Genomic DNA, 22,263 nt, shown 5'->3' with positions numbered 1-22,263 from the left:
GGGGAACACCCATGCTCCCCGGTCAGGACTCGTCGCGGTGGTGGTACGAGTGCCGGGTGTGCTCGGTGTGCTCGCGCATCAGCCGGCCGGCCTTCTGCTCGTCCCGTTCCTTGATGGCGAACACCAGGTCGGAGTGCTCGCTCCAGGAGGTGCCGCCGCGCAGCTTGGCCACGGGGGTGTAGTACCAGCGGACCCGGCGGTCGACCTGGGCGGCCAGTTCGGCGAGGACCGCGTTGCCGGCCAGTTCCATCACCTTGGCGTGGAAGGCCGCGTTCAGCGCGACCGCGCGGGGCACGTCGTCGTCGGCGACCGCGGTCCGGCCCTCCTTCACGATGTCGAAGAGGGCCTCGACGCCCGCCGCGTCGGCGTTGAGCGCCGCCAGCCGGGCCGCCTCGGCCTCCAGGAGGGTACGGACCGTGAGCAGCTGGTCGGCCTCCTCCTCGGTCGGCTCGTGCACGAACGCCCCCTGCGCGGGCCGCAGATCGACCCAGCCCTCGGTGTTGAGCCGCTGCAGCGCCTCGCGCACCGGCTGCCGGGAGACACCGAGATGCCCGGCCAGCTCGTTCTCGACCAGATGCTGGCCGGGCTGCAGCGCGCGGGTGGTGATCAGCTCCAGCAGGGCCTCGTAGACGCGCTCGCGCAGCGGGCCGGGGCGTTCCAGCCTGGGCACGGCCCCCTGCGGCAGTCCGGTCGAGAACATCGCGCTCCCCCTCCTGGGCAGGTCTGGCGCGTGGGCGCTGACGCTCAGTATGAATTGTCTTTTGTCTACAGTCTACGGTGCACAAAATCCAGGCTTGTTTTAGCGCCTACCGCGTCACCTCACGGGCAGCGTACGACCTGCCCGGCGTACGACAGATTGCCGCCGAAGCCGAACAGCAGCACCGGGTCGCCGCCGCGCAGCGCCCCCTGCTCGAGCAGCTTGGAGAAGGCGAGCGGGATGCTGGCCGCCGAGGTGTTGCCGGATTCGGTGACATCGCGGGCGACCACGGCGTTGACGGCGCCGATCTTCTCGGCGAGGGGTTCGATGATGCGCAGGTTGGCCTGGTGCAGGACGACGCCGGCGAGGTCCTCGGGAGCCACCGCGGCCTTCTCGCAGGCCTGGCGGGCGATGGCCGGCAGCTGGGTGGTGGCCCAGCGGTAGACGCTCTGCCCCTCCTGCGCGAACCGCGGCGGCGTGCCCTCGATCCGCACCGCGTGCCCCATCTCGGGCACCGACCCCCACAGCACCGGCCCGATCCCGGGCTCCTCCCCCTCCGCGCACGCCTCCACGACGGCGGCCCCGGCCCCGTCGCCCACAAGGACGCAGGTGGAGCGGTCGGTCCAGTCGGTGATCTCGGACATCTTGTCGGCGCCGATGACCAGCGCCCGGGTCGCGGCGCCCGCCCGGACCGTGTGGTCGGCGGTGGCGAGGGCGTGGGTGAAGCCGGCACACACCACGTTCACGTCCATCGCGGCCGGCCCCGGAATCCCGAGCCGGGCCGCGACCCGGGCGGCGGTGTTCGGGGAGCGGTCGATCGCCGTGGAGGTGGCGACGAGGACCAGGTCGATGTCGGCGGGGGTCAGCCCCGCGGCGGCCAGGGCCTTGGCGGCGGCGTGCGCGGCCAGCTCGTCGACCGGCTCGTCCGGCCCGGCGATGTGCCGGGTCCGGATGCCGACCCGGCTGCGGATCCACTCGTCGCTCGTGTCGACCATGCCTGCCAGATCCTCGTTGGTGAGGATTCTGGCGGGCTGGTAGTGACCGATGGCGGCGATGCGCGAGCCGTGCATGGCGGGGATCCCCTCGTGCCGTAGGTAGCGGGATCCACCAGTGTGAACAGTGACTCGCGAGTACGGCGGCAGGTGAAGCCACAGGAATCGGGGGCACGGCTTGTCGGCTTCACGCAGACCTTCGGACGGCCGAGGATGCCGCGGATTCACTTCGTGAACAGCTGCGTCGCCTTCTGTACGAGCTCGTAGACCCCGTAGGCGAGGGGCGCCGTCACCCACAGCCAGGCGAGGGCGATCAGGCCCCGTCGGCTAGGCGGGCTGCTGTCGCTGGGCATCCGCGGCCTCCCTCGGGGCGGGGACGTGGTGGCGGGTGTGGACGGGACGGACGAGTTCGTTGGCGACGAAGCCGACGACGAGCAGGCCGATCATGATGCCGAACGACAGCGTGTACAGCGACGAACCGTGTTTGCCGGCGCTCTTCTGCCGGTCGGCGATCCAGTTGACGATCAGCGGCCCGAGCACGCCGGCCGTGGACCAGGCGGTGAGCAGCCGGCCGTGGATCGCGCCGACCTGGTAGGTGCCGAACAGGTCCTTCAGATAGGCGGGGACGGTCGCGAAGCCGCCGCCGTAGAAGGACAGGATCACCAGCGCGCACAGCACGAACAGCGGCTTGGACGAGTCGCCGAACAGCGCGATGACCAGGTACATCAGCGCGCCGACGCCCAGGTACACGCGGTAGATGTTCTTGCGGCCGATTCTGTCGGAGGCGGACGACCAGCCGATGCGGCCCGCCATGTTGGCCGCGGACAGCAGGGCGACGAAGCCGGCGGCCGCGGACGCCGACACCGGGGTGGAGCCGCCGGCGAAGAAGTCCGTGATCATCGGGGCGGCCTTCTCCAGGATGCCGATGCCGGCGGTGACGTTCATGCAGAGCACGATCCACAGGCACCAGAACTGCGGGGTGCGCACCGCGCTGCCCGCGGATACCTGCACCCCCGCGACACCGCTCGGTCCGCTCGCCGTGCTCGCACGGTCCTCGGGGCGCGGCACCCGAACCAGGAGCACGCCGAGACTCATGAAGACGGCGTACGACAGCCCGTGCACCAGGAAGGCGAGGGCGATGCCATCGTTGTCACTACCGAAGGACGCGAGCATCTGGGCCGACCAGGGCGAGGCGATCAGCGCCCCGCCGCCGAAACCCATGATGGCGATGCCGGTGGCCATGCCGGGCCGGTCCGGGAACCACTTGATCAGGGTGGACACGGGCGAGATGTAGCCGATGCCGAGGCCGATCCCGCCGACGAAGCCGTAGCCGAGGACGATCAGCCAGTACTGCTTCGTCTGCGCGCCGAGCGCGGAGATCAGGAAGCCGGAGGAGAAGCAGACCAGGGCCACGGTCATCGCCCAGCGCGGCCCGTTGCGCTCGACGAGCGTGCCGCCGAACGCGGCCGACAGCCCGAGCATAACGATCGCCAGCTGGAAGGGCAGCGCGCTCTGGGTGCCGTCGAGGTGCAGGGCGGACTCGAGCGGCGGCTTGAACACGCTCCAGGCGTAGGCCTGGCCGATGGAGAGATGGACGGAGAGGGCGGCGGGCGGAACGAGCCAGCGGCTCCAGCCCGGAGGCGCGAGAGGGGGGCTGCTCATGCTCGCGGACGTTAGGGCGGGGGGCGGGAGTTGAGAAGGCGTGCGGTCGACCGTATGCGATGAACGGTATGCGGGATGCGTCCAACGGTCGCCCGTGCACGTACCGCCCGAACCCTTGCCGAGTTCCATACTGTAGACAATATTTCGTCGACAGGATTCGGCCGACAGTCGTTCCAGGTCGGCCTTCTCCTCACCTCCGCGGTATCCCTCAAACCGAACGGAGTGTCCCGTGAAAGTCGCAGTCCTCGGCGCCGGTGCCATCGGCGCCTATGTCGGTGCCGCGCTCCACCGCGCCGGCGCCGACGTGCATCTCATCGCCCGTGGACCGCATCTGGCGGCCATGAGGCGGCACGGAGTACGGGTGCTCAGCCCGCGCGGGGACTTCACCGCGCACCCCCACGCCACCGACGACCCGGCCGAGGTCGGTCCGGCGGTGGCCGGTTGTGGGAGACCGACCCCGAACGGCGGGGAGAGCCCGCGCCGTTCGGGCTGGTGCAGCACGACCCGCCGGTGGACCTGACCGACGAGCGGTACCCGGTCCGGCTCACCACCGGGCGGCGCCTGGACTCGTACAACACCGGCGTGCAGAGCGGCGGTTTCGCCTCGCCGCTGCGCTGGGGCGAGTACGTCGAGCTGTGCCCGGAGGACGCCGAGCGGTACGGGGTCGTGGTCGGCGAGGAGGTACGGGTGTCCTCGCGGCGCGGCTCGGTGGTGGCGCCTGTGTGGATCGACACCGCGCTCCGGCCCGGCCTGGCCTTCATGACCATGCACTTTCCCGACGAGGTGGACACCAACCAGCTGACGATCGAGGCCAATTGCCCGATCGCGGGGACGGCGGAGTTCAAGGCGTCGGCGATCCGGATCGAGAAGCTGCCCGTCGCGACCATCGTGAGGTGACCTGGTGGATCTGCACTTCGGCGACAGCAAGCCGACGGACGAGGAACGGGCCGCCGTGGACGCCCTGTTGGGCCCGCCGGAGTCCTCCTGGGAGGGCGCCGACCGCACGGATGCCGACCTCAGGTGGGCGCGCGGCGGGCGGGCGGCCCGCGACCGGCGCGATCTGCTGCTGCCGGGACTGCACGCCCTGGGCGACCGCGTCGGCTGGATCAGCGAGGGCGGCCTGGGCTATCTGTGCCGCAGGCTGACCGTGCCGCCGGCCGAGGCGTACGGGGTGGCCACGTTCTACGCCATGTTCTCCGTGCGGCCCCGCCCGGCGACCGTGCTGCACGTGTGCACCGACCTGGCGTGTACGGCCGCCGGGTCGGAGTCCCTGTGCGCCGGCGTCGAGGAACGGCTCGGCAGCGGGGTGAGCGTCGAGCGCTGCCCCTGCCTGGGCCTGTGCGAGCGCGCCCCGGCCGCGCTCGCCGTCCGGGCGGGCGAGCAGGTGCGTACGGCCGTCACGGCACCGGCGTCCGTGGAGTCCGCGGTACGTACGGCGAACGCGCCGGACGCGGCCGACGAGGAACCGCCCGCGGTGGCGGCGGTGCCGCAGGCGGGGGACGCGTCGCTGATGCTGCTGAGCCGGGTCGGCGTGGTGGACCCGGCCTCGCTGGACGACTACCGGGCGCACGGCGGCTACACGGCGCTGCGCCGCGCCTTCGAGCTGGGGCCGGCCGGAGTGATCCGCGAGGTCACCGACTCCGGCCTGGCCGGACGCGGCGGCGCCGCCTTCCCCACCGGACGCACATGGCAGGCCACGGCGTCCCAGCCCGACCACCCGCACTACCTCGTCTGCAACGCCGACGAATCGGAGCCGGGCACCTTCAAGGACCGCGTGCTCATGGAGGGCGACCCGTACGCGCTGATCGAGGCGATGACCATCGCGGCGTACGCGACCGGCGCCCACCGGGGCTACCTGTACGTGCGCGGCGAGTACCCGCGCGCCCTGCGCCACCTGGAGCACGCGATCGCGCAGGCACGCGCGCGTGGCTTCCTCGGGGACGACGTCCTCGGTCAGGGCCACGCCTTCGACATCGAGATCCGGCGGGGCGCGGGAGCGTACATCTGCGGTGAGGAGACCGCCCTGTTCAACTCGATCGAGGGCTACCGGGGCGAACCCCGCGCCAAGCCGCCGTTCCCGGTGGAGAAGGGGTTGTTCGGCAGACCGACGGTCGAGAACAACGTGGAGACACTGGTCAACGTGCTGCCGATCCTCACCCGGGGCGCCGAGGCGTACGCGGCGATCGGCACGGAGCGTTCCACCGGGCCGAAGCTGTTCTGCGTCTCCGGCGGCGTGGCCCGCCCAGGTGTGTACGAGCTGCCGTTCGGGGCGACACTCGGCGAACTGCTGGGGCTCGCCGGGGTGCGGGACGGGCTGCGGGCGGTGCTGCTCGGCGGCGCCGCGGGCGGGTTCGTACGGCCCGACGAACTGGACATCCCGCTGACCTTCGAGGGCACCCGAGCGGCCGGCACCACGCTCGGCTCGGGGGTGGTGATGGCCTTCGACGACACCGTGCCGCTGCCCCGGCTGCTGCTGCGGATCGCCGAGTTCTTCCGGGAGGAGTCCTGCGGGCAGTGCGTGCCGGGTCGGGACCGTCCGGCAGGAGGAGGCGCTGCGCCGGATCGCCGAGCGCACCGGGGCGGCCGCGGCCGACGACATCGCGCTGCTGCGGGAGGTCGGCCGGGCGATGCGGGACGCCTCGATCTGCGGTCTGGGGCAGACCGCGTGGAACGCCGTGGAATCGACCGTCTGGGGGCGTACGCATGACCGTCACACCGCTCGGGATCCCGCGCCGGCTGCTGGAGTTCACCGTCGACGGCGAACCGGTCCGGGCGCCGGAGGGCTCGACCGTCCTCGACGCCTGCCGGGCGGCCGGGAAGGACATCCCGACCCTGTGCCAGGGCGACACGCTGCGGCCGTGGCACGCCTGCCGGGTGTGCGTGGTGGAGGTGGAGGGCTCGCGGACGCTGGTGCCGGCCTGTTCACGCGGGGCCGAGGCCGGGATGGAGGTGCGGACCGGCACCGAGCGCGCCCGCCACAGCCGCAAGATCGTCCTGGAGCTGCTCGCCTCCTCGGTCGACCTGTCGACGACGCCGAAGGCGGCCGAGTGGATCAAGGAGTACGAGGCGAAGCCGGACCGTTTCGGCGCCGGCGCGGCCCGGATGGACGAGGAACCGAGGATCGACAACGAGCTGTACGTGCGGGACTACGACAAGTGCATCCTGTGCTACAAGTGCGTCGACGCCTGCGGCGAGCAGTGGCAGAACAGCTTCGCGATCGCGGTCGCCGGGCGCGGTTTCGACGCGCGGATCGCCGTCGAGCACGACGCCCCGCTGACCGACTCGGCGTGCGTGTACTGCGGAAACTGCGTCGAGGTGTGCCCGACCGGGGCGCTGTCGCCGAAGACGGAGTTCGACATGCGCGCGGAAGGCACCTGGGACGAGTCGCGGCAGACGGAGACGTCCACGGTGTGCGCGTACTGCGGAGTGGGCTGCACCCTCACGCTCCATGTGCAGGACAATGAGATCGTGAAGGTCACCTCGCCGCACGACAATCCGGTGACCCACGGCAATCTCTGCATCAAGGGCCGTTTCGGCTACCAGCACGTACAGAACCGGGGCTGATCAGGACATGGGACGAGTCACGGAACGACGCAAGGTCCTCCGCATCCGGGCGGGGGCGGTCTCCACCCGGCCGGACACACTCGTCGCCGAGGAGCCCCTGGAGATCCGCCTCAACGGCAAACCCCTCGCGATCACCATGCGCACCCCGGGCGACGACTTCGCGCTGGCGGCGGGGTTCCTGGTGAGCGAGGGCGTACTGGCCACCGCACACGATCTGCAGAACATCGTCTACTGCGCGGGGGCGACCGCAGACGGGTCCAACACCTACAACGTGGTGGACGTGAAGACCGCGCCGGATGTCACGCTGCCCGACTTCACGCTGGAGCGGAACGTCTACACGTCCTCCTCGTGCGGCCTGTGCGGAAAGGCCAGCCTGGACGCCGTACGGACGACCGCGCGCTTCCCGATCGCCGACACTCCCCCGGTCCGGGTCACCCCCGAGCTGCTGGCGAGCCTCCCCGACCGGCTGCGGGCGGCCCAGCGGGTGTTCGACCGGACCGGGGGCCTGCACGCGGCGGCGCTGTTCACCGAGGACGGCGAGCTGCTGGACATACGGGAGGACGTGGGCCGGCACAACGCGGTGGACAAGCTGGTCGGGCGGGCCCTGCAGAACGGCGAGCTGCCGCTCACGCGCGCGATCCTGCTGGTCTCCGGGCGGGCCTCGTTCGAGCTGGCGCAGAAGGCGGTGATGGCGGGCATCCCGGTGCTGGCGGCGGTGTCGGCGCCGTCGTCGCTGGCGGTGGACCTGGCCGCCGAGACGGGGCTGACCCTGGTGGGTTTCCTGCGGGGCACCTCGATGAACGTGTACGCGGGCGAGGACCGCGTAGCCCTGCGGGAGGCGGCCGCCCAGGGCTGAGGTGCGGTTCCCCGCGGCACGGCGGCGGGGCCCCGGCCGGCGGGGAGCGCCCCCTGCGCCGCGGGGGCCCCGCCTCAGCCGCGTACCGCTGCCGCGGCTTCGGCGATGTCGGTGAACGCCGCGACGAGTGGTGAGCGCCGGCCGGCGGCCCAGGCCAGCAGCACCTGGTCGGGCTCGGCGTCGGTGACCGGTACGTAGCTGATGTCCGGGCGGGAGTACTGCTCGGCGACCGAGTGCGGGACGAGGGTGATGCCGGTGCCGGCGGCCACGCACTCGAACTTCTCCTCGACGGTCCGCACGGGCAGGTCACCGGGCCCGGGAAGGGCGTAGCGGAGCCAGGTCTCGTCGTCGAGGTCGGCCAGGGACAGGTCCGGCTTGCCCGCGAGCCGGTGTCCGGCCTGGAGCATCACCACGCGGGACTCGGTGTACAGGGGCCGCAGCTCCAGGCCCTCCTCGCGGAGCGGGGCGCGTACGTAGGCGATGTCGAGGGTGCCGTCGAGCAGGAGCTGTTCCTGGTCGTCCCATTCGAGCCGGCGGGCGGTGGTCTCGACGTCCGGGTGCTCGGCACGGAAGGCGCGCAGGGCGTCCGTGACCGCGATCCCCGCGCGGAAGCCGACGACGAGCCGCCGGGGCCCGCGTGCGGTCCGCAGGACACGGCGCCGGGCGCCCTCGGCGGAGGCGAGCAACTCCCGTGCTTCGTCAAGGAGTTGCTGCCCGGCGTCGGTCAACGTCACACTGTGGCTGTCGCGTACGAACAGCTCGGCTCCCAAGTCCTTTTCCAGGGCGCGGATCTGACGGCTCAGCACGGGTTGTGCGATGTGCAGCCGCTCGGCGGCGCGGCCGAAGTGCAGCAGTTCGGCGACCGCCACGAAGTAGCGGACCTTCCGCAGGTCGAGGTCCATGGCCGCCCCTTTCCTCGGCGATGCCTTCAGGGTATCGCCACCGCTGAAAGAGGTCTTGGACGGCAGGCCGGAGGCGGTCGCAGGCTGGATCCCGTCAAGCAACGACGAAGGGGAAACGGCATGGGCCTGCAGGGACAGCGGATCGTCGTGATCGGGGGTACGTCGGGCATCGGGCTCGCGGTGGCCGAGGGCGCGGCACGGGAGGGCGCCACGGTGGTGGTCGCCTCGCGGCGGCAGGAGAGTGTGGACGCGGCGCTGAAGCGGCTGCCCGAGAGCGCCGAGGGACAGGTGCTGGACGCGACGGACGAGGACGCGGTGCGCGGCTTCTTCGAGCGGACCGGCGCCTTCGATCACCTGGTGTACACGGCCGGTGAGCCGCTGCTGCTGGAGAGCGTGGCCGAGGCGAGCGTCGACCGGGCCCGGCGGTTTCTGGACACGCGGCTGTGGGGGGCGTACACGGCGGTGAAGCACGGCGTCGCCTCGATCCGCCCGGGCGGTTCGGTGGTGCTGACGACAGGGACGGCGGGGCGCCGGCCGGTGCCCGGTTCGAGCGCGGCGTCGGCGCTGTGCGGGGCGATGGAGTCGCTGACCCGGGCCCTGGCCGTGGAGCTGGCGCCGGTGCGGGTCAATGTGGTCTCGCCGGGCCTGGTGCGGACCGAGCTGTGGCGGGACCTGCCGGAGGAGGTCCGGGAGGGGCTGTTCCGGTCGTCCGCCGAGTCGCTGCCGGTGGGGCGGGTCGGCGAGCCGGCGGATGTGGCGGAGGCGTACCTGTATCTGATGCGTGGGGGTTACGGCACCGGGTCGGTGGTGGTCGTGGACGGCGGCGGCACGCTGGTCTGAGCCGTCACTCGGCGGCAAGGCGTACGCCGGCCGCGGCCACCACCGTGCCGAGGCGGGGGAAGTCGAGCCGGACGGACGCCTCGTGCTCGGCGGCGGTGAGGGCGGCCATGGCGTCCTCGGCGAAGACGAGGTCGTAGCCGAGGTCGGCGGCGGCGCGGGCGGTGGACTCGACGCCGAGGTTGGTGGCGATACCGCCGAACACCAGTGTGGTGACGCCGCGTTGGCGCAGCAGCTCGTGCAGGCCGGTGCCCTGGAAGGCGCCGATGGTCCGCTTGACCACCTCCAGGTCGCCGTCCCGGCGCAGCCCGGCCACCAGGGCGCTGCCGGGCGGCTGTTCGGCCACCGAGGGGCGTTCGACCCGGACGAGCACGACGGTTGCTCCGGCGGCGCGGAAGGTCGCCGCCAACTCCTCGGCGGTGGCGAGCACTTCGGTGCCTTTGCGGGGTTCCAGGGGCAGCGCGACGATGCGGTCCATCAGATCGATCAGGACGAGGGCGGTGCGCTGCGGATCGAGCACGGGAGCTGCGGTCATGACGGAACGTTAGCCGCCGTCAGCCGTCCGTGCCGGAAATCCGGATCAACAGGCCCATGAACTGATCGCGTTCGGCGGCCGACAGCGGGGCGAGCAGCTCGTCGTTGGCCGCGCGGGCCGCCTTCTCGCACCGCAGGAGGAGACGGGCGCCCTCATCGGTGAGGGACACGGCGTTCTTGCGCCGGTCCCGGGGGTCGGGGGCGCGTACGACGTGACCGGCGGACTGCAGGTCGTTGAGGACGCCGACCAGGTCCTTGGGGTCGAGGCCGACGCTGCGGCCGAGGTCGGCCTGGGCGACGGGGGCGAGGTCACGGACGGCGGAGAGGACCACGTGGTGCCACATCTTCAGGCCTTCGGCCGCGAGGGCGTCGGCGACCAGGGCCCGGCCCCGGGCGGCGGCCCGGCCGAGGAGCCAGCTGGGCAGGGAGCGGATCGCGGGCAGGGGTGCTTCGGCCATGACGGCAGCCTATCCGAGAATCGTTGGACTTCCCAATGAACCTCGGCTACCGTTGGGGCTCCCAACGAATTCATGGGTGTCCCCCATGATCGAGGTGCCGGGTCCGTCCGGCCCTGGAGGTGCTGATGCGTCGCGTCCGATACGAATCCGCCGGCGGCCCGCTGTTCCTGGAGGAGGCCCCCGTCCCCGAGCCCGGCCCCGGCGAGCTGCTGGTGCGCTGCGAGGCGGCCGGCGTCACGCTGCCCGTGGTCCGCAAGGTCACCGAGGCCGCCGAGCCGATCGCACTGGGCGGCGAGATCGCCGGTGAGGTGGTGGCGGTCGGCGAGGGCGTGACGCGGTTCCGGCCGGGCGCGAGGGTGACCGGGCTGTGCTTCGGCCATGGGTACGCCGACTTCGCCGTCCTGCACGAGGCCATGGCCTCGCCGATCCCGGACGGCGCCGACGCCGTGGACGCGGTCGCGCTGGTGCGCAGCGGCCTGGTGGCGTACGGGGCGCTGGAGGCGGCGCGGCCGGTGCCGGGTGAGGCGGTCCTCGTCACGGCGGCGGCGAGCGGCGTCGGGCATCTCGCCGTACAGCTGGCGCGGGTCCGGGGGGCCGGACGGGTGGTGGGGGCCGTGTCCGACCCGGCGAAGGCGGAGTTCGTGCGCGGGCTGGGCGCGGACGACTGTGTCCGCTATTCCGACGGCAGTTGGGGAGATCCGGTCGACTGTGTGCTGGAGGCGGTCGGTGGTGACCTGCTCACCCCGGCCCTCGCCGCCCTCGCCCCGTACGGCCGCCTGGTCGCCTACAGCTCGGGCGGTGGCACGATCCGGGCCTACGACCTGCTGGTGGGCGCCAAGTCGGTGATCGGCTTCCAGATGGCCCTGATCGCCCGCGGCCGGCCGGAGCTGTACGAGCAGTGGCGCCAGGAGCTGTGGCGGCTGTTCGCCGAGGGCGCCCTGAAGCCCGCCGTGCACGCCGAGTTCGAGCTGGCGGACGCGGCGAAGGCGCACGAGGCGATCGAGAGGCGGGCCAACCTCGGCAAGGTCGTCCTGCGGCCGTAGGGGCATCGGGGCACTCCTTGTACCGCATGCTTCTTGTGGGGCGCCGGGGGCCCAACTACCGTCGTGGGTACGCAGGTTGGACGTCGGATGTCCGGATGTCCCGATGTCCGGCCGCCGAAGGGCAGGTCACGCCGTGCCGTCAGGTCTTCGCGCCCGTCTCAGATCCGTACTCGCCCTCATGTGCACGACGGCGGCACTGCTCCTGGTGCCACTCGCCGCACCCCACCCGGCGCATGCCCGACCCGTGGAAAAGACACCCGAGTTCGAGCAGCAGGTCCTGTTCAAGGCGTCCCGGGATCCCGGCTACGCCTGCTTCCGGATACCGGCGATCGTCAGGGCGGCCGACGGCACACTGCTGGCGTTCACCGAGGGCCGAGTCCTCAACTGCGGGGACGCCGCCGACATCGACATCGTGCTCAAGCGCTCCACCGATGGCGGCCGCACCTGGGGCCCGCTCCAGGTGGTCGACGAGGGAGGCGGCGACACCCACGGCAACCCGGCGCCGATCGTGGACCGCGACACCGGCCGCGTCTGGCTCGCGGAGACGTACAACACGGGCCGTACGGACAGCGCCAGTTGCCCGGTGCCGTGCGACCGCACCCCGCACCTTCGGTACAGCGACGACAACGGCCTGACCTGGTCCGCACCGCGCGATCTGAGCCCGGAGATCCGGCCGTCCGCCTGGAACTCCTGGTACGCGACCGGGCCGGCGCACGGGATCCAGCTCACCCACGGCCGGTACGCGGGCCGGCTAGTCTTCGGGGTCAACGCCGAGTCCTGGGACGGCACCCGGATCACCGCCAACCACGCGGCGCTGATCGTCAGCGACGACCACGGCGGGCACTGGCGGATCGGCGCCCAGGACACCTGGCCCGTCGCCGAGGACGGCACCTTCCGGCAGAAGCCGTCCGAACTCGCCCTCGCCGAGCGCCAGGACGGCTCCCTCCTCGTCAGCGCCCGGGAGCAGCACGGCACCGACCTCGGCCACCGCACCCAGGCGGTCAGCCGCGACGGTGGCTCGAGCTTCACCGCGCCCTTCCACGAGCTGCCCGACCTGTACACCCCGATGGTGCAGGGTTCGCTGCTGCGGCTCGGCGACCGGCTGCTGCTCGCCTGCCCCGCCGACCCCGACCGGCGCCGCACGATGATGATCCGCTCCTCCTACGACGGCGGCCGCACCTGGGACGGCGTGGACCGCGGCACGGTCGTCACCACGGACCGGTCCGGCTACTCCGACCTGGTCCGCGTCGCCGGGGACACGGTGGGCCTGGTCTACGAGGGCGGCCCGGTGGACGCGCGCGACGAGATCCGCTTCGCCCGCTTCACCGGGGACTGGCTCGCCCCGCGCCGCGGCCTCGACCCGGTGACCGCCGACCTCGCCCCGCACGCCCGCCCGGCCGCGGTGCTCGGCGGCGCACGGGAGACGGAGGGGGTGTTCGGCGGTGCGCTGCGGTTCGACGGCACCGACGACGCCGTACGCCTGGCGTACAGCAGTCGGCTGCCGCTCGGCACGAAGGACTTCACGGCGTCGCTGTGGTTCCGGTACACGGCCACCGGTGGCGAGCAGCCGCTGCTGTGGATGGGCGGGACCGGCACCACGCAGCCGCAGGTGTGGCTGCGCGGGGAGCCGGCGGACAACCGGATCCAGGGCCTGATCACCGTGCGGGACGGCGCGAACGCTCCGCAGACTGCATACGTTCGCACGAATGCTGCATACAACGAGGGCCAGTGGCACCACATCGTGCTCCGGCGGGGCGGTGGCCGGCTGATGCTGTCGGTCGACGGTATGCAGTCGTCCGTAGCCGACATACCGGGTTCCGTCAGCCGCACCTCCCCCTTCGGCGTGCACATCGGTCAGCGCATGGACAGCCGGGCCTTCTTCACCGGCGCCATCGACGAGGTGCACGTATGGGACCGAGCGCTGACCGACCAGGAACTGTCGGACCCGAAGGCGTTGCGGTCAGTGAAGGACACGGTCCTGTGGCTGCCCCTGGACCACGTGAGCCGCTGACACCCCGGGCGCGTCCGGGACCTCCTCCGGATCGCAGGCGCGGCGCCTGGCGATGACCGCGCACACCATCAGCTGCATCTGGTGGAAGAGCATCAGCGGCAGCACGGCGAGCGAGGCGTGGGCGCCGAACAGCACACTGGCCATGGGCAGTCCGGAGGCGAGGGACTTCTTCGACCCGGCGAACTGGATGGCGATCCGGTCCGCCCGGCCGAAGCCGAGTGCCTTGCCTCCGTACCAGGTCAGCAGCAGCATCAGCGCCAGCAGCACGGCCTCGACGACGAGCAGGCCGCCGAGCCGCGCGGGGCTCACCTGGTGCCAGATGCCCTGGGTCATGCCCTCGCTGAAGGCGGTGTAGACGACCAGCAGGATGGAGCCGCGGTCGACCAGGCCGAGGATCTTCTTGTGCCGCGTGATGAAACCCCCGATCCAGCGGCGCAGCAGTTGTCCGGCGAGGAACGGCACCAGCAGCTGGAGCACGATCTTCACCAGCGAGTCGGCGGAGAACCCGCCGCCGCTGTTGCCGAGGAGCGCCGCCGCGAGCAGCGGGGTGAGCAGTATGCCGGCCAGGGAGGAGAAGGAGCCCGCGCAGATCGCCGCGGGCACGTTGCCGCGGGCGATCGAGGTGAACGCGATGGACGACTGGATCGTGGACGGCACCAGCGTCAGGAACAGCAGGCCCTGGTAGAGCGGGTGCGTCAGCAGTGTCGGCACCAGCGCCCGCGCGGCCAGTCCGAAGACCGGGAAGAGCACGAACGTGCAGACCAGCACGGTGACATGGAGCCGCCAGTGCCGCAGCCCGTCCAGCGCCTCCCGGGTGGACAGGCGGGCGCCGTAGAGGAAGAAGAGGAAGGCGATCGCAGCGGTCGACGCGCCCGAGGCCACGTCGGCGGCGGTTCCCCGGGCCGGCAGCAGCGCGGCCAGCCCCACGGTCCCGAGCAGCAGGACGATGTACGGGTCGATCGGCATCCAACTCGGCCGGTGCAGGCGTCTCACGGTGCTCCGATTGCTCTGGTGTGCGTGGGGTTCTTTCTTCCTTCGGGCCCACAGGAGCCCCCTCCATCGTCCCCTGCGCCAGGCTGATCGGGAATCCCGTACACCACTCTGACTGTCATCATGATCCGCGATAGGCCAGCTAGGCTGGTGCCGTGTACGACCCGACACAGCTGCGCACCTTCCTCGCCGTGGCCCAGACCCTGAGCTTCACACAGGCCGCGCACCGGCTCGGGCTGCGCCAGTCCACGGTCAGCCAGCATGTACGCCGGCTGGAGGACGCGACCGGGCGGCAGCTGTTCACCCGGGACACCCATGCGGTTGAGCTGACCGAGGACGGCGAGGCGATGCTGGGCTTCACCCGGCGGATCCTTCAGGTGCACGAGCAGGCGACGGCGTTCTTCACCGGCACCCGGGTGCGCGGCCGGCTGCGGTTCGGCGCGTCGGAGGACTTCGTGCTCACCCGGCTCCCGGAGATCCTGGAGGGCTTCCGCCACGACCATCCCGAGGTCGACCTGGAGCTGACGGTGGAGCTGTCCGGCACCCTGCACGAGCAGCTGGCCGCCGGAAAACTGGACCTCGTGCTGGCCAAGCGCCGCCCCGAGGACCCCCGGGGCGAGCTGGTCTGGCGCGACGACCTGGTGTGGATCGGGGCCGAGCGGCTGCGCCTGGACGCCGACCGGCCCGTCCCGCTGATCGTGTATCCCCCGCCCGGCATCACCCGGGCCCGGGCGCTGGAGGCGCTGGAGCGCGAGGGCCGGCCGTGGCGGATCGTGTGCACCAGCGGCAGCCTCAACGGCCTCATCGCGGCCGCCCGCGCCGGGCTCGGCGTGATGGCCCACTCCCGGCGCCTCATCCCGCCCGGCCTCCTCCGCCTCCCCGACCGCTCCGGCCTGCCCTACCTGGGCAAGGTCGACTTCGTCCTCGTCCACGGCCGCCGCCACGGCGCGGCGGAGGAGGCCGCACACGCACTGGCGACGGCGATCCTGGCGGGCGGGGAACGACTGCGCCGCCGCGCCCACTGAGGCGGACACACACGGCGGGCGCCTCGGGCGAGGTGCCGTCCCGTCGTCGGGCGACCCGGCACGTCGTATCGGCCACCGCCAGGTGCGAGGGGTACGTGGTACGACGAGGCCGTGCGCCGCCGGGGACGTCCGGCAGCGGACCGCCGGGCACCACCCGGAGGCACCCACCAGGCACGTCCGGCGAGGCGCCCTCGGTCATGCCCCACCCGTACTTCGCCGGGCGCGTCCGCCGGCAGGCCACGAAACAGGCCCCCTCAGTACCCACCGGGCACGCCCGACCGCACGCCTCCGGGCACATCCGGCACTCCACCGGGCGACGCCCCGCGCGCGGCGCTCGGGCAAGCCCGCTCCCCGCCACCGGCCGAGTACGGCCGTCACCCTCCCCGGTTCAGCGAGCCACCGGATACGTCAGGTCCTTCACCCGGCGCAGGAACGGCGTGGTCTCCACGTGCTGGACGCCCTCCAGTCGGCCGAGGGGGCCGCTGAGGTAGGCGTACAGGTCGGCGGTGCTGCGGGTGAGGGCGGTGGCGATGAGGTTGGAGGGGCCGGCGGTCGCCGAGACGTGGGCGATGGGGCCGTGGGCGGCGAGCGCCTGGCCGACGGCGTGCAGGGCGGCCGGGGCCGTGGTGATCCACAGCAGGGTGGCGACGGGGTAGCCGAGGAGCTCCGGCCGGGACTCGATGTCGAGATAGATCGCGCCGGAGGCGAGCAGCGTGGCCAGCCGGCGTTTGACGGAGGACTCCGAACGGCCGGTCGCGCGCTGGAGTTCGGGGTAGGTGGCGCGGCCGTCGCGTTCCAGTACGGCCAGCAGTGGCTCGTCGTCGGGTTCGAGGCGGGCCTCGCCGGGCTCCGGGACCGGGCCGGGGACGGGGCACAGTGCGGTGATCTCGTCGTCGGTGAGGGCGCCGAACTTGCGGATCCAGCCGTCGACACCGCCGTAGAAGCGGTGCAGGACCTGGTGGGCCCGGATCTCGACCACGCTCGGGGTGCGCGGCAGTCTGCCGAGGAGCAGGTCGTCGTGGTCGCCGGGACGGCGCGGCCGGGTCAGGCAGATCACCTCGGTGCCGCCCGAGGCGAGGCCGACCCAGGAGGTGTCGGGCCGCTTGGCGAGTGCCTCGGCGATGGCCGGGGCGCTGTCGGGGGCGCAGCGCACCCGCAGCATCCACTGGTCCTGGCCGAGCCGGAAGGCGTCCCTGAGGGCGACGACCCGCACGCCGGCGGTCGCGGTGAGCCTGCGGTAGCGACGGGCGACGGTCTGGTCGGAGACGCCGAGCACCGCGCCGATCCGGCTGAAGGAGGCCCGGCCGTCCACATCCAGCGCCGACAGCAGGCGCAGGTCAAGGTCATCGAGGATGTCGGATTGCATCTCGGGCATGTGGTCCCCCGTCGGATTCCGTCACGTAGGCGGTGCTGAGCGGTCTGATCAGCCCTGACCCGGCCATCGTACGGAACGACAGGAAGCCGACGGGAACGATGACGAGGAGTGGAGCATGCGGAGCTGGGGGACGCTCACGGCCGTGTGCCTGGGCACGTTCATGCTGTTGCTGGACGTGACGATCGTGGTGGTGGCGCTGCCGGACATGGCCGGTTCGCTGCACGCGTCGCTGGGCGATCTGCAGTGGGTGGTCGACGGATACGCGCTGGCGCTGGCCGCGCTGCTGCTGGGCATAGGCGCCGCCGCGGACATCCTGGGGCGGCGCCGGGTGCACGTGGCGGGTGTGGTGCTGTTCGCGGCGGCCAGTCTGCTGTGCGGGCTGGCGTCGGGGCCGGGGGCGCTGGTGGCGGCGCGGGCGCTGCAGGGCATCGGCGGCGCGGCGATGTTCGCGACGACGCTGCCGCTGCTGGGCTCGGTCTACCAGGGACGGCAGCGGTCGGCGGCGCTCGGCGTGTGGGGCGCGGTCAGCGGCGGGGCCGCGGCGGTCGGGCCGGTGCTCGGCGGGCTGCTCACCGAGGGGCCGGGCTGGCGGTGGATCTTCTTCGTGAACCTGCCGGTCAGTGTGGTCGCGGTGTGGCTGACGCTGCGCGCCGTACCGGAGTCGCGCGGGCGGCACGGGATGCGGGTCGACTGGGCGGGTACGGCGGCCTTCGCGCTGTTCGCGGGCGGTGCGACGTACGCCGTGGTGCGCGCCGGTGAGGACGGCTGGACGGCGGCCGCGACGCTGACGTCGTTCGCGGTGGCGGCGCTGGCACTGGTGGTGTTCGTGCTGGCGGAGCGGCGGGTGGCGCATCCGCTGCTGGATCTGTCGCTGCTGCGCCGGCCGGCGTTCGTCGGGGTGATGCTGGGCTCGTTCGTCTTCAACGGGGTGGCGTTCGGCGGGATCGCGTATCTGTCGATCTGGATGCAGACCCTGCTGGGCCTCACCCCGGTGCGCGGCGGGCTGACGCTGCTGCCGATCACGATGGTGTCGATGCTGGTCGCGGTGCTGGTGGGGCGGCTGCTGCACGGGGCGCCGGCCTGGCTGACGGTCGGCGGCGGGCTGCTGCTGATCGCGTCGGGCACGCTGTGCCAGGCGGTGCTGGACGCGGGCTCGGACTGGACGGCGCTGGTACCGGGGTTCGTGCTCGTCGGCGTCGGCACCGGCTTCGTCGTGCCGACCGTGTCCGGTGCGGCGCTGGCGGCGGTACCGCCGGAGCGGGCCGGCATGGCGGGCGGCGCGGTGAACACGGTCCGCCAGCTCGGGTACGCGCTCGCCGTCGCCGTCTTCGGCACCGTCCTCACCTCGCGGATGACCGGCGCGCTTCCGAGCGGCGCGGCCCACACGCTGGCGGGCGGCGGCGCCGGGGCACTGCGCGGCCGCATCCCCGAGCACACCCTGCGCGCGGCGTTCGCCTCGGGCCTGAACGGCGCCCTGGTGGTGGCCGGCCTGGCGGGCATGGTCGCGGCCGCGCTGGTCCTGCTGCTCGTACGGGCGGGCCGGCCCACGGCACCGAAGGAGGCGGGCGCGGTGCCGGAGAAGGCGGTGGCGGCGCAGCACTGAGGGGTGTACGACGAGGGGCGGCTCCGGGAGAACGACTCCGGGCCGCCCTTCTCCGGTAATCGCCCCGTACAGATTCGGTGGAGATTACGGTACCGAAACTTACTGACCCGTCAGTATTGTGTCCGGCCCTTCCCCATGTGCGCGCATTTTCCCGTCACCTCCCGGGGAAAACGTGAGGTTTGCACGGTTAACCAACCCCTCCCGCCCGATGACGCCGTGGGGTAGCTTTCACCGCGCTGTGCCGGACCTCACCGGCGTGACCAAGCAGCGAGGATCGGGGAGCGAGGTTTGCGCGAGTTCACCAGCCCGCCGCTCACGTCGGAACCGCCGGTGGGCGGTCTGGCCGACGTGGTCTTCGAGCATGCCCGGACCGACCCGACGCACATCGCCCTGGGCCGCAAGGACGCCGCCGGGCAGTGGCGGGACGTGACCGCCACCGAGTTCCGCGACGAGGTGCTGGCCCTCGCCAAGGGCCTGCTCGCACGCGGCATCCGCTTCGGCGACCGCGTCGCGATCATGTCCCGTACCCGCTACGAGTGGACCCTGTTCGACTTCGCGCTGTGGACCATCGGCGCCCAGGTGGTGCCGGTCTACCCCACCTCCTCGGCCGAACAGTGCTTCTGGATGCTCTACGACGCCGAGGTGTCCGCGGCGATCGTGGAGCACGAGGACCACGCGATGACCATCGCCACCGTCATCGACCGCCTCCCGCAGCTGCGCCAGCTGTGGCAGCTGGACTCGGGCTGTGTGCAGGAGTTGTACGACGCCGGCGCGCACCTCGACGACGAGATGGTGCACCGGCACCGGCAGGCCGTCACCCCGGACTCGGTCGCCACGATCATCTACACCTCCGGCACCACCGGCCGGCCCAAGGGCTGTGTGATCTCGCACGGCAACTTCATGTACGAGGCGGACACCATGGTCCGGCGCTGGGAGCCGGTGTTCCACTCCAAGAAGGGCGACGAGGCCTCCACGCTGCTGTTCCTGCCGCTCGCGCATGTCTTCGGGCGGATGGTGGAGATCGCCGCGATCCGCGGCCGGGTCCGCTTCGGGCACCAGCCGCAGCTGCACGCCGCCGCCCTGCTGCCCGATCTGGCCGCGTTCCGGCCGACGTTCATCCTGGCGGTGCCGTACATCTTCGAGAAGGTGTTCAACGCCGCCCGCCGCAAGGCGGAGAAGGAGGGCAGGTCCGGGCCGTTCGAGAAGGCGGTCGACATCGCGGTGAAGTACGCGGAGGCCGTCGAGGCGAAGGCGTGGGGCATCGGGCCCGGCCCGTCGGCGGGGCTGCGCATGCAGCACCAGTTCTTCGACAAGGTCGTCTACTCCAAGGTCCGCGCGGCGATGGGCGGTCGTATACGGAACGCGATGTCCGGCGGTTCGGGGATGGACCGCCGGCTGGGGCTGTTCTTCGCGGGCGCGGGCGTGCAGATCTACGAGGGCTACGGCCTGACCGAGTCGTCGGCCGCGGCGACGGCCAACCCGCCCGAGCGCACCCGTTACGGCACCGTCGGCCAGGCCATCCCCGGGATGACCGTGCACATCGCCGACGACGGGGAGATCTGGCTGTACGGCGCGAACGTCTTCCAGGGGTATCTCAACAACCCCAAGGCCACCGACGAGACCCTGCACGACGGCTGGCTGGCCACCGGCGACCTCGGTGCCCTCGACGAGGACGGCTATCTGACCATCACCGGCCGCAAGAAGGAGATCCTCGTGACCTCCGGCGGCAAGAGCGTCTCCCCCGGGGTGCTGGAGGAGCGGGTGCGCGAGCATCCGCTGGTCAACCAGTGCATCGTCGTCGGCAACGACCGGCCCTACATCGCCGCCCTGGTCACCCTCGACCAGGAGGCCGTCGAGCACTGGCTGCAGATGCGCGGCAAGCCGAGGATGACCCCGGTGGAACTGGTGCGCGACGCCGACCTGGAGACGGAGGTGCGGCGGGCGGTGGTCGCCGCCAACACCCTCGTCTCGCAGGCCGAGTCGATCCGCACCTTCCGCATACTGGCGCAGCCGTTCACCGAGGAACACGGCCTGCTCACCCCGTCGTTGAAGCTGAAGCGGAAGGCGATCGAGAAGGCGTACGGCAACGAGGTCGAGGCTCTCTACCGGACCTGACGTGTCAGGAATGCATCCCGGCGCCTGATCGTTGACGATGGGAGTACCACCTGTCTTCGACCGAAGGATCATCAGGCTCGTGAGCAGCAAGGTCCCCCCGATCATCCTCAACAACGGCATCGAGATGCCCCAGCTGGGCTACGGCGTCTGGCAGATTCCGGACGACGAGGCCGAACGGGCCGTCGCCACGGCGCTCGAAGCCGGGTACCGCAGCATCGACACCGCCGCGATCTACGGCAACGAAGTGGGCACCGGCAAGGCCATCGCCGCCTCCGGCGTGCCCCGCGAGGACGTCTTCGTCACCACCAAGCTCTGGAACAGCGATCAGGGTTACGACTCCACGCTGCGCGCCTTCGACGCCTCACTCGCGAAGCTGGGGCTCGACTACGTCGACCTGTACCTGATCCACTGGCCGCTGCCGTCCCGCGGCACGTACGTCGACACCTACAAGGCGCTCGAGAAGCTCTACGCCGACAAGCGGGTCCGCGCCATCGGCGTGTCCAACTTCCTGCCCGAGCACCTCGAGCGGCTGATCGCCGAGACCTCCGTCATCCCGGCGGTCGACCAGATCGAGCTGCACCCGCATCTGCAGCAGCACGCGGCCCGCGCGTTCCACGCGGAGCAGGGCATCGCCACCGAGGCCTGGTCCCCGCTCGGCCAGGGCAAGGGCCTGCTGGAGGTGCCGGCGATCGTCGCCATCGCGCAGAAGCACGGCCGTACACCGGCGCAGGTCGTGCTGCGCTGGCACGTCCAGCTCGGCAACATCGTGATTCCGAAGTCCGTGACGCCGTCCCGGATCAGGGAGAACATCGAGGTCTTCGACTTCAGCCTGGACGACGAGGACCTCGCGGCGATCAGCGCGCTCAACGAGGACCGGCGCCTGGGCCCCGACCCGGCCACCTTCGAGGTGGGCTGACCCGCTTCGAACCGGACCGGCCCCCGAGACGGCGCACGACCGTCTGGGGGGCCGTACGCCCGCACGGCTCAGTCCACCCGCACGTCCGCGTGCACGATCTCGAACTCCTCCAGGGCCACGACGTTCACGTGTGCCTTGGCCACGCCCTCGCGCCGGATCACCGCCTGGCCCGCCCGGGACGCGGCGAGCGCGGCATGGTCCGCGAAGAGGACGCCCGTCATGCCCTTGCCGCGGTCGCGGTCCAGGAACAGGGCCGCCCCGGCGAATCCGGGCAGCACCTCCAGCCGGGGCAGCACGCCGCCGTGGAAGGTGTCGAAGGCCAGGTCCGCGTCCGCGGGTTCGAACTCCAGCCGGCTCAGGCGCATTCCGCCGGCGGTGAGCGGTCGGTGTCCGACGGGGAAGACGGTGGCCTCGTAGTTCTCGACCGCGACGGTCCCGGCGAACGGATGCAGCAGCGCCGGGCGCCGCTCGCGCATCACCTCGTCGCTGTGGTCGCGGGCCTCGGCAGACTCCCACCAGCTGATCGAGAGCAGGGTGCCGAGGTCCCGGTCGACGAAGACCCCCGCGCCGCGGAAGCCGGGCCGTTCCTCGAGCAGGTCGTGTCCCTGGGTGTTCAGGGCCCGGATGGCCGTGCCCAGCTGCGCCGGATCGCCGGTCGCGTACACCGTGCGGACGAACAACAT

Annotated in this window: 19 protein-coding genes and 3 pseudogenes; 12 read left to right on the top strand and 10 right to left on the bottom strand. The window is 72.0% G+C overall.

From position 1 onward, the window contains the following. Positions 1-22 precede the first annotated feature (22 nt). The 4 genes from ACH47Z_RS21405 to ACH47Z_RS21390 all read right to left on the bottom strand — a co-directional run bounded on the left by ACH47Z_RS21405 (position 23) and on the right by ACH47Z_RS21390 (position 3,351). Positions 23-700 carry a GntR family transcriptional regulator gene (locus ACH47Z_RS21405; protein WP_399075853.1) on the bottom strand — a complete coding sequence of 226 codons (678 nt, stop codon included), beginning with the start codon at positions 698-700 and terminating at the stop codon, positions 23-25. Between the two features lie 119 nt (positions 701-819). Next, entirely contained in the window at positions 820-1,767 is a 948-nt protein-coding gene (locus ACH47Z_RS21400; RefSeq protein ID WP_399075851.1) for a beta-ketoacyl-ACP synthase III, read from the bottom strand. A gap of 146 nt (positions 1,768-1,913) precedes the next feature. Then, positions 1,914-2,042: a hypothetical protein gene (locus ACH47Z_RS21395; RefSeq protein WP_399075849.1), complete on the bottom strand. Its 129-nt coding sequence runs from the start codon at positions 2,040-2,042 to the stop codon at positions 1,914-1,916. Continuing rightward, positions 2,017-3,351, bottom strand: coding sequence for an OFA family MFS transporter (locus tag ACH47Z_RS21390; protein WP_399075847.1), 1,335 nt, complete (start codon positions 3,349-3,351; stop codon positions 2,017-2,019). Before ACH47Z_RS21390 ends, ACH47Z_RS21395 begins: the two co-directional genes overlap by 26 nt. A gap of 229 nt (positions 3,352-3,580) precedes the next feature. On the opposite strand from ACH47Z_RS21390, the pseudogene ACH47Z_RS21385 reads away from it, so the two are divergent. The 5 genes and pseudogenes from ACH47Z_RS21385 to fdhD all read left to right on the top strand — a co-directional run. After that, positions 3,581-3,781 (top strand): annotated as a pseudogene (locus tag ACH47Z_RS21385) (ketopantoate reductase family protein); the annotation flags it as partial. Between the two features lie 5 nt (positions 3,782-3,786). Then, a pseudogene (locus ACH47Z_RS21380) lies at positions 3,787-4,248 on the top strand (molybdopterin dinucleotide binding domain-containing protein); the annotation flags it as partial. Positions 4,249-4,252: 4 nt separating this feature from the next. After that, a pseudogene (locus ACH47Z_RS21375) lies at positions 4,253-6,041 on the top strand (NAD(P)H-dependent oxidoreductase subunit E); the annotation flags it as partial. 13 nt (positions 6,042-6,054) lie between these two features. After that, positions 6,055-6,915 (top strand): 2Fe-2S iron-sulfur cluster-binding protein, encoded by an 861-nt coding sequence (locus ACH47Z_RS21370; RefSeq protein WP_399075906.1) that lies wholly within the window; start codon positions 6,055-6,057, stop codon positions 6,913-6,915. Between the two features lie 7 nt (positions 6,916-6,922). Then, on the top strand, positions 6,923-7,771 hold the full coding sequence (gene fdhD / locus ACH47Z_RS21365) for a formate dehydrogenase accessory sulfurtransferase FdhD (protein WP_399075845.1): 849 nt from the start codon (positions 6,923-6,925) through the stop codon (positions 7,769-7,771). Positions 7,772-7,845: 74 nt separating this feature from the next. Here fdhD and ACH47Z_RS21360 read toward each other — a convergent pair whose 3' ends face one another. Beyond that, positions 7,846-8,673, bottom strand: coding sequence for a LysR family transcriptional regulator (locus ACH47Z_RS21360; protein WP_399075843.1), 828 nt, complete (start codon positions 8,671-8,673; stop codon positions 7,846-7,848). Between the two features lie 120 nt (positions 8,674-8,793). Between ACH47Z_RS21360 and ACH47Z_RS21355 the strand changes: the two genes are divergently transcribed. After that, positions 8,794-9,513: an SDR family oxidoreductase gene (locus tag ACH47Z_RS21355; protein WP_399075841.1), complete on the top strand. Its 720-nt coding sequence runs from the start codon at positions 8,794-8,796 to the stop codon at positions 9,511-9,513. Between the two features lie 4 nt (positions 9,514-9,517). Here the strand turns inward: ACH47Z_RS21355 and ACH47Z_RS21350 are convergent, their stop codons facing one another. Together ACH47Z_RS21350 and ACH47Z_RS21345 are read right to left on the bottom strand one after the other, a co-directional pair. Further along, the gene (locus ACH47Z_RS21350) at positions 9,518-10,045 is read right to left on the bottom strand and encodes an isochorismatase family protein (protein WP_399075839.1); all 528 of its coding nucleotides are present in this window, start codon (positions 10,043-10,045) and stop codon (positions 9,518-9,520) included. Positions 10,046-10,064: 19 nt separating this feature from the next. Next, complete coding sequence (locus tag ACH47Z_RS21345) at positions 10,065-10,502, bottom strand: MarR family winged helix-turn-helix transcriptional regulator (RefSeq protein WP_399075837.1); 438 nt, start codon at positions 10,500-10,502, stop codon at positions 10,065-10,067. A gap of 125 nt (positions 10,503-10,627) precedes the next feature. On the opposite strand from ACH47Z_RS21345, the gene ACH47Z_RS21340 reads away from it, so the two are divergent. Then, positions 10,628-11,545, top strand: a complete 918-nt coding sequence (locus ACH47Z_RS21340) for a zinc-binding alcohol dehydrogenase family protein (RefSeq protein WP_399075835.1) — start codon at positions 10,628-10,630, stop codon at positions 11,543-11,545. Between the two features lie 133 nt (positions 11,546-11,678). Next, positions 11,679-13,556, top strand: coding sequence for an exo-alpha-sialidase (locus ACH47Z_RS21335; protein WP_399075833.1), 1,878 nt, complete (start codon positions 11,679-11,681; stop codon positions 13,554-13,556). Here the strand turns inward: ACH47Z_RS21335 and ACH47Z_RS21330 are convergent. Further along, positions 13,506-14,522 (bottom strand): bile acid:sodium symporter family protein, encoded by a 1,017-nt coding sequence (locus tag ACH47Z_RS21330; RefSeq protein WP_399075904.1) that lies wholly within the window; start codon positions 14,520-14,522, stop codon positions 13,506-13,508. The two genes, ACH47Z_RS21335 and ACH47Z_RS21330, sit on opposite strands and share 51 nt — an antisense overlap. 179 nt (positions 14,523-14,701) lie before the next feature. On the opposite strand from ACH47Z_RS21330, the gene ACH47Z_RS21325 reads away from it, so the two are divergent. Next, the gene (locus tag ACH47Z_RS21325) at positions 14,702-15,571 is read left to right on the top strand and encodes a LysR substrate-binding domain-containing protein (RefSeq protein ID WP_399075831.1); all 870 of its coding nucleotides are present in this window, start codon (positions 14,702-14,704) and stop codon (positions 15,569-15,571) included. A 388-nt stretch (positions 15,572-15,959) separates the two neighbouring features. On the opposite strand, the gene ACH47Z_RS21320 is transcribed toward ACH47Z_RS21325, so the two are convergent. Further along, positions 15,960-16,946 (bottom strand): Lrp/AsnC family transcriptional regulator, encoded by a 987-nt coding sequence (locus ACH47Z_RS21320; protein ID WP_399075829.1) that lies wholly within the window; start codon positions 16,944-16,946, stop codon positions 15,960-15,962. A gap of 115 nt (positions 16,947-17,061) precedes the next feature. Here ACH47Z_RS21320 and ACH47Z_RS21315 point away from each other — a divergent pair, with 115 nt between their 5' ends. From ACH47Z_RS21315 to ACH47Z_RS21305, 3 genes are all read left to right on the top strand, one after another. After that, complete coding sequence (locus ACH47Z_RS21315) at positions 17,062-18,549, top strand: MFS transporter (RefSeq protein WP_399075827.1); 1,488 nt, start codon at positions 17,062-17,064, stop codon at positions 18,547-18,549. Positions 18,550-18,837: 288 nt separating this feature from the next. Continuing rightward, positions 18,838-20,664: an AMP-dependent synthetase/ligase gene (locus tag ACH47Z_RS21310; RefSeq protein ID WP_399075825.1), complete on the top strand. Its 1,827-nt coding sequence runs from the start codon at positions 18,838-18,840 to the stop codon at positions 20,662-20,664. A gap of 79 nt (positions 20,665-20,743) precedes the next feature. Next, positions 20,744-21,580 carry an aldo/keto reductase gene (locus ACH47Z_RS21305; RefSeq protein WP_399075823.1) on the top strand — a complete coding sequence of 279 codons (837 nt, stop codon included), beginning with the start codon at positions 20,744-20,746 and terminating at the stop codon, positions 21,578-21,580. A gap of 68 nt (positions 21,581-21,648) precedes the next feature. Here ACH47Z_RS21305 and ACH47Z_RS21300 read toward each other — a convergent pair whose 3' ends face one another. Further along, on the bottom strand, positions 21,649-22,263 hold the full coding sequence (locus ACH47Z_RS21300) for a hypothetical protein (protein ID WP_399075821.1): 615 nt from the start codon (positions 22,261-22,263) through the stop codon (positions 21,649-21,651).

The organism is Streptomyces sp. NPDC020192 (assembly GCF_044388685.1).
Classification (GTDB): Bacteria; Actinomycetota; Actinomycetes; order Streptomycetales; family Streptomycetaceae; genus Streptomyces.
The sequence above is the reverse complement of the archived record's forward strand: the minus strand, read 5'-3'. Positions and strand labels throughout refer to the sequence as shown.

What these genes read in the sequence shown, in the direction of transcription:
- ACH47Z_RS21355 (WP_399075841.1), top strand. Translation starts at nt 8,794, where the DNA reads ATGGGCCTGCAGGGACAGCGGATCGTCGTGATCGGGGGTACGTCGGGC.
- ACH47Z_RS21405 (WP_399075853.1), bottom strand. Translation starts at nt 700, where the DNA reads ATGTTCTCGACCGGACTGCCGCAGGGGGCCGTGCCCAGGCTGGAACGC.
- ACH47Z_RS21300 (WP_399075821.1), bottom strand. Translation starts at nt 22,263, where the DNA reads ATGTTGTTCGTCCGCACGGTGTACGCGACCGGCGATCCGGCGCAGCTG.
- ACH47Z_RS21370 (WP_399075906.1), top strand. Translation starts at nt 6,055, where the DNA reads ATGACCGTCACACCGCTCGGGATCCCGCGCCGGCTGCTGGAGTTCACC.
- fdhD (WP_399075845.1), top strand. Translation starts at nt 6,923, where the DNA reads ATGGGACGAGTCACGGAACGACGCAAGGTCCTCCGCATCCGGGCGGGG.
- ACH47Z_RS21350 (WP_399075839.1), bottom strand. Translation starts at nt 10,045, where the DNA reads ATGACCGCAGCTCCCGTGCTCGATCCGCAGCGCACCGCCCTCGTCCTG.
- ACH47Z_RS21340 (WP_399075835.1), top strand. Translation starts at nt 10,628, where the DNA reads ATGCGTCGCGTCCGATACGAATCCGCCGGCGGCCCGCTGTTCCTGGAG.
- ACH47Z_RS21320 (WP_399075829.1), bottom strand. Translation starts at nt 16,946, where the DNA reads ATGCCCGAGATGCAATCCGACATCCTCGATGACCTTGACCTGCGCCTG.
- ACH47Z_RS21360 (WP_399075843.1), bottom strand. Translation starts at nt 8,673, where the DNA reads ATGGACCTCGACCTGCGGAAGGTCCGCTACTTCGTGGCGGTCGCCGAA.
- ACH47Z_RS21345 (WP_399075837.1), bottom strand. Translation starts at nt 10,502, where the DNA reads ATGGCCGAAGCACCCCTGCCCGCGATCCGCTCCCTGCCCAGCTGGCTC.
- ACH47Z_RS21390 (WP_399075847.1), bottom strand. Translation starts at nt 3,351, where the DNA reads ATGAGCAGCCCCCCTCTCGCGCCTCCGGGCTGGAGCCGCTGGCTCGTT.
- ACH47Z_RS21400 (WP_399075851.1), bottom strand. Translation starts at nt 1,767, where the DNA reads ATGCACGGCTCGCGCATCGCCGCCATCGGTCACTACCAGCCCGCCAGA.
- ACH47Z_RS21395 (WP_399075849.1), bottom strand. Translation starts at nt 2,042, where the DNA reads ATGCCCAGCGACAGCAGCCCGCCTAGCCGACGGGGCCTGATCGCCCTC.
- ACH47Z_RS21330 (WP_399075904.1), bottom strand. Translation starts at nt 14,522, where the DNA reads ATGCCGATCGACCCGTACATCGTCCTGCTGCTCGGGACCGTGGGGCTG.
- ACH47Z_RS21315 (WP_399075827.1), top strand. Translation starts at nt 17,062, where the DNA reads ATGCGGAGCTGGGGGACGCTCACGGCCGTGTGCCTGGGCACGTTCATG.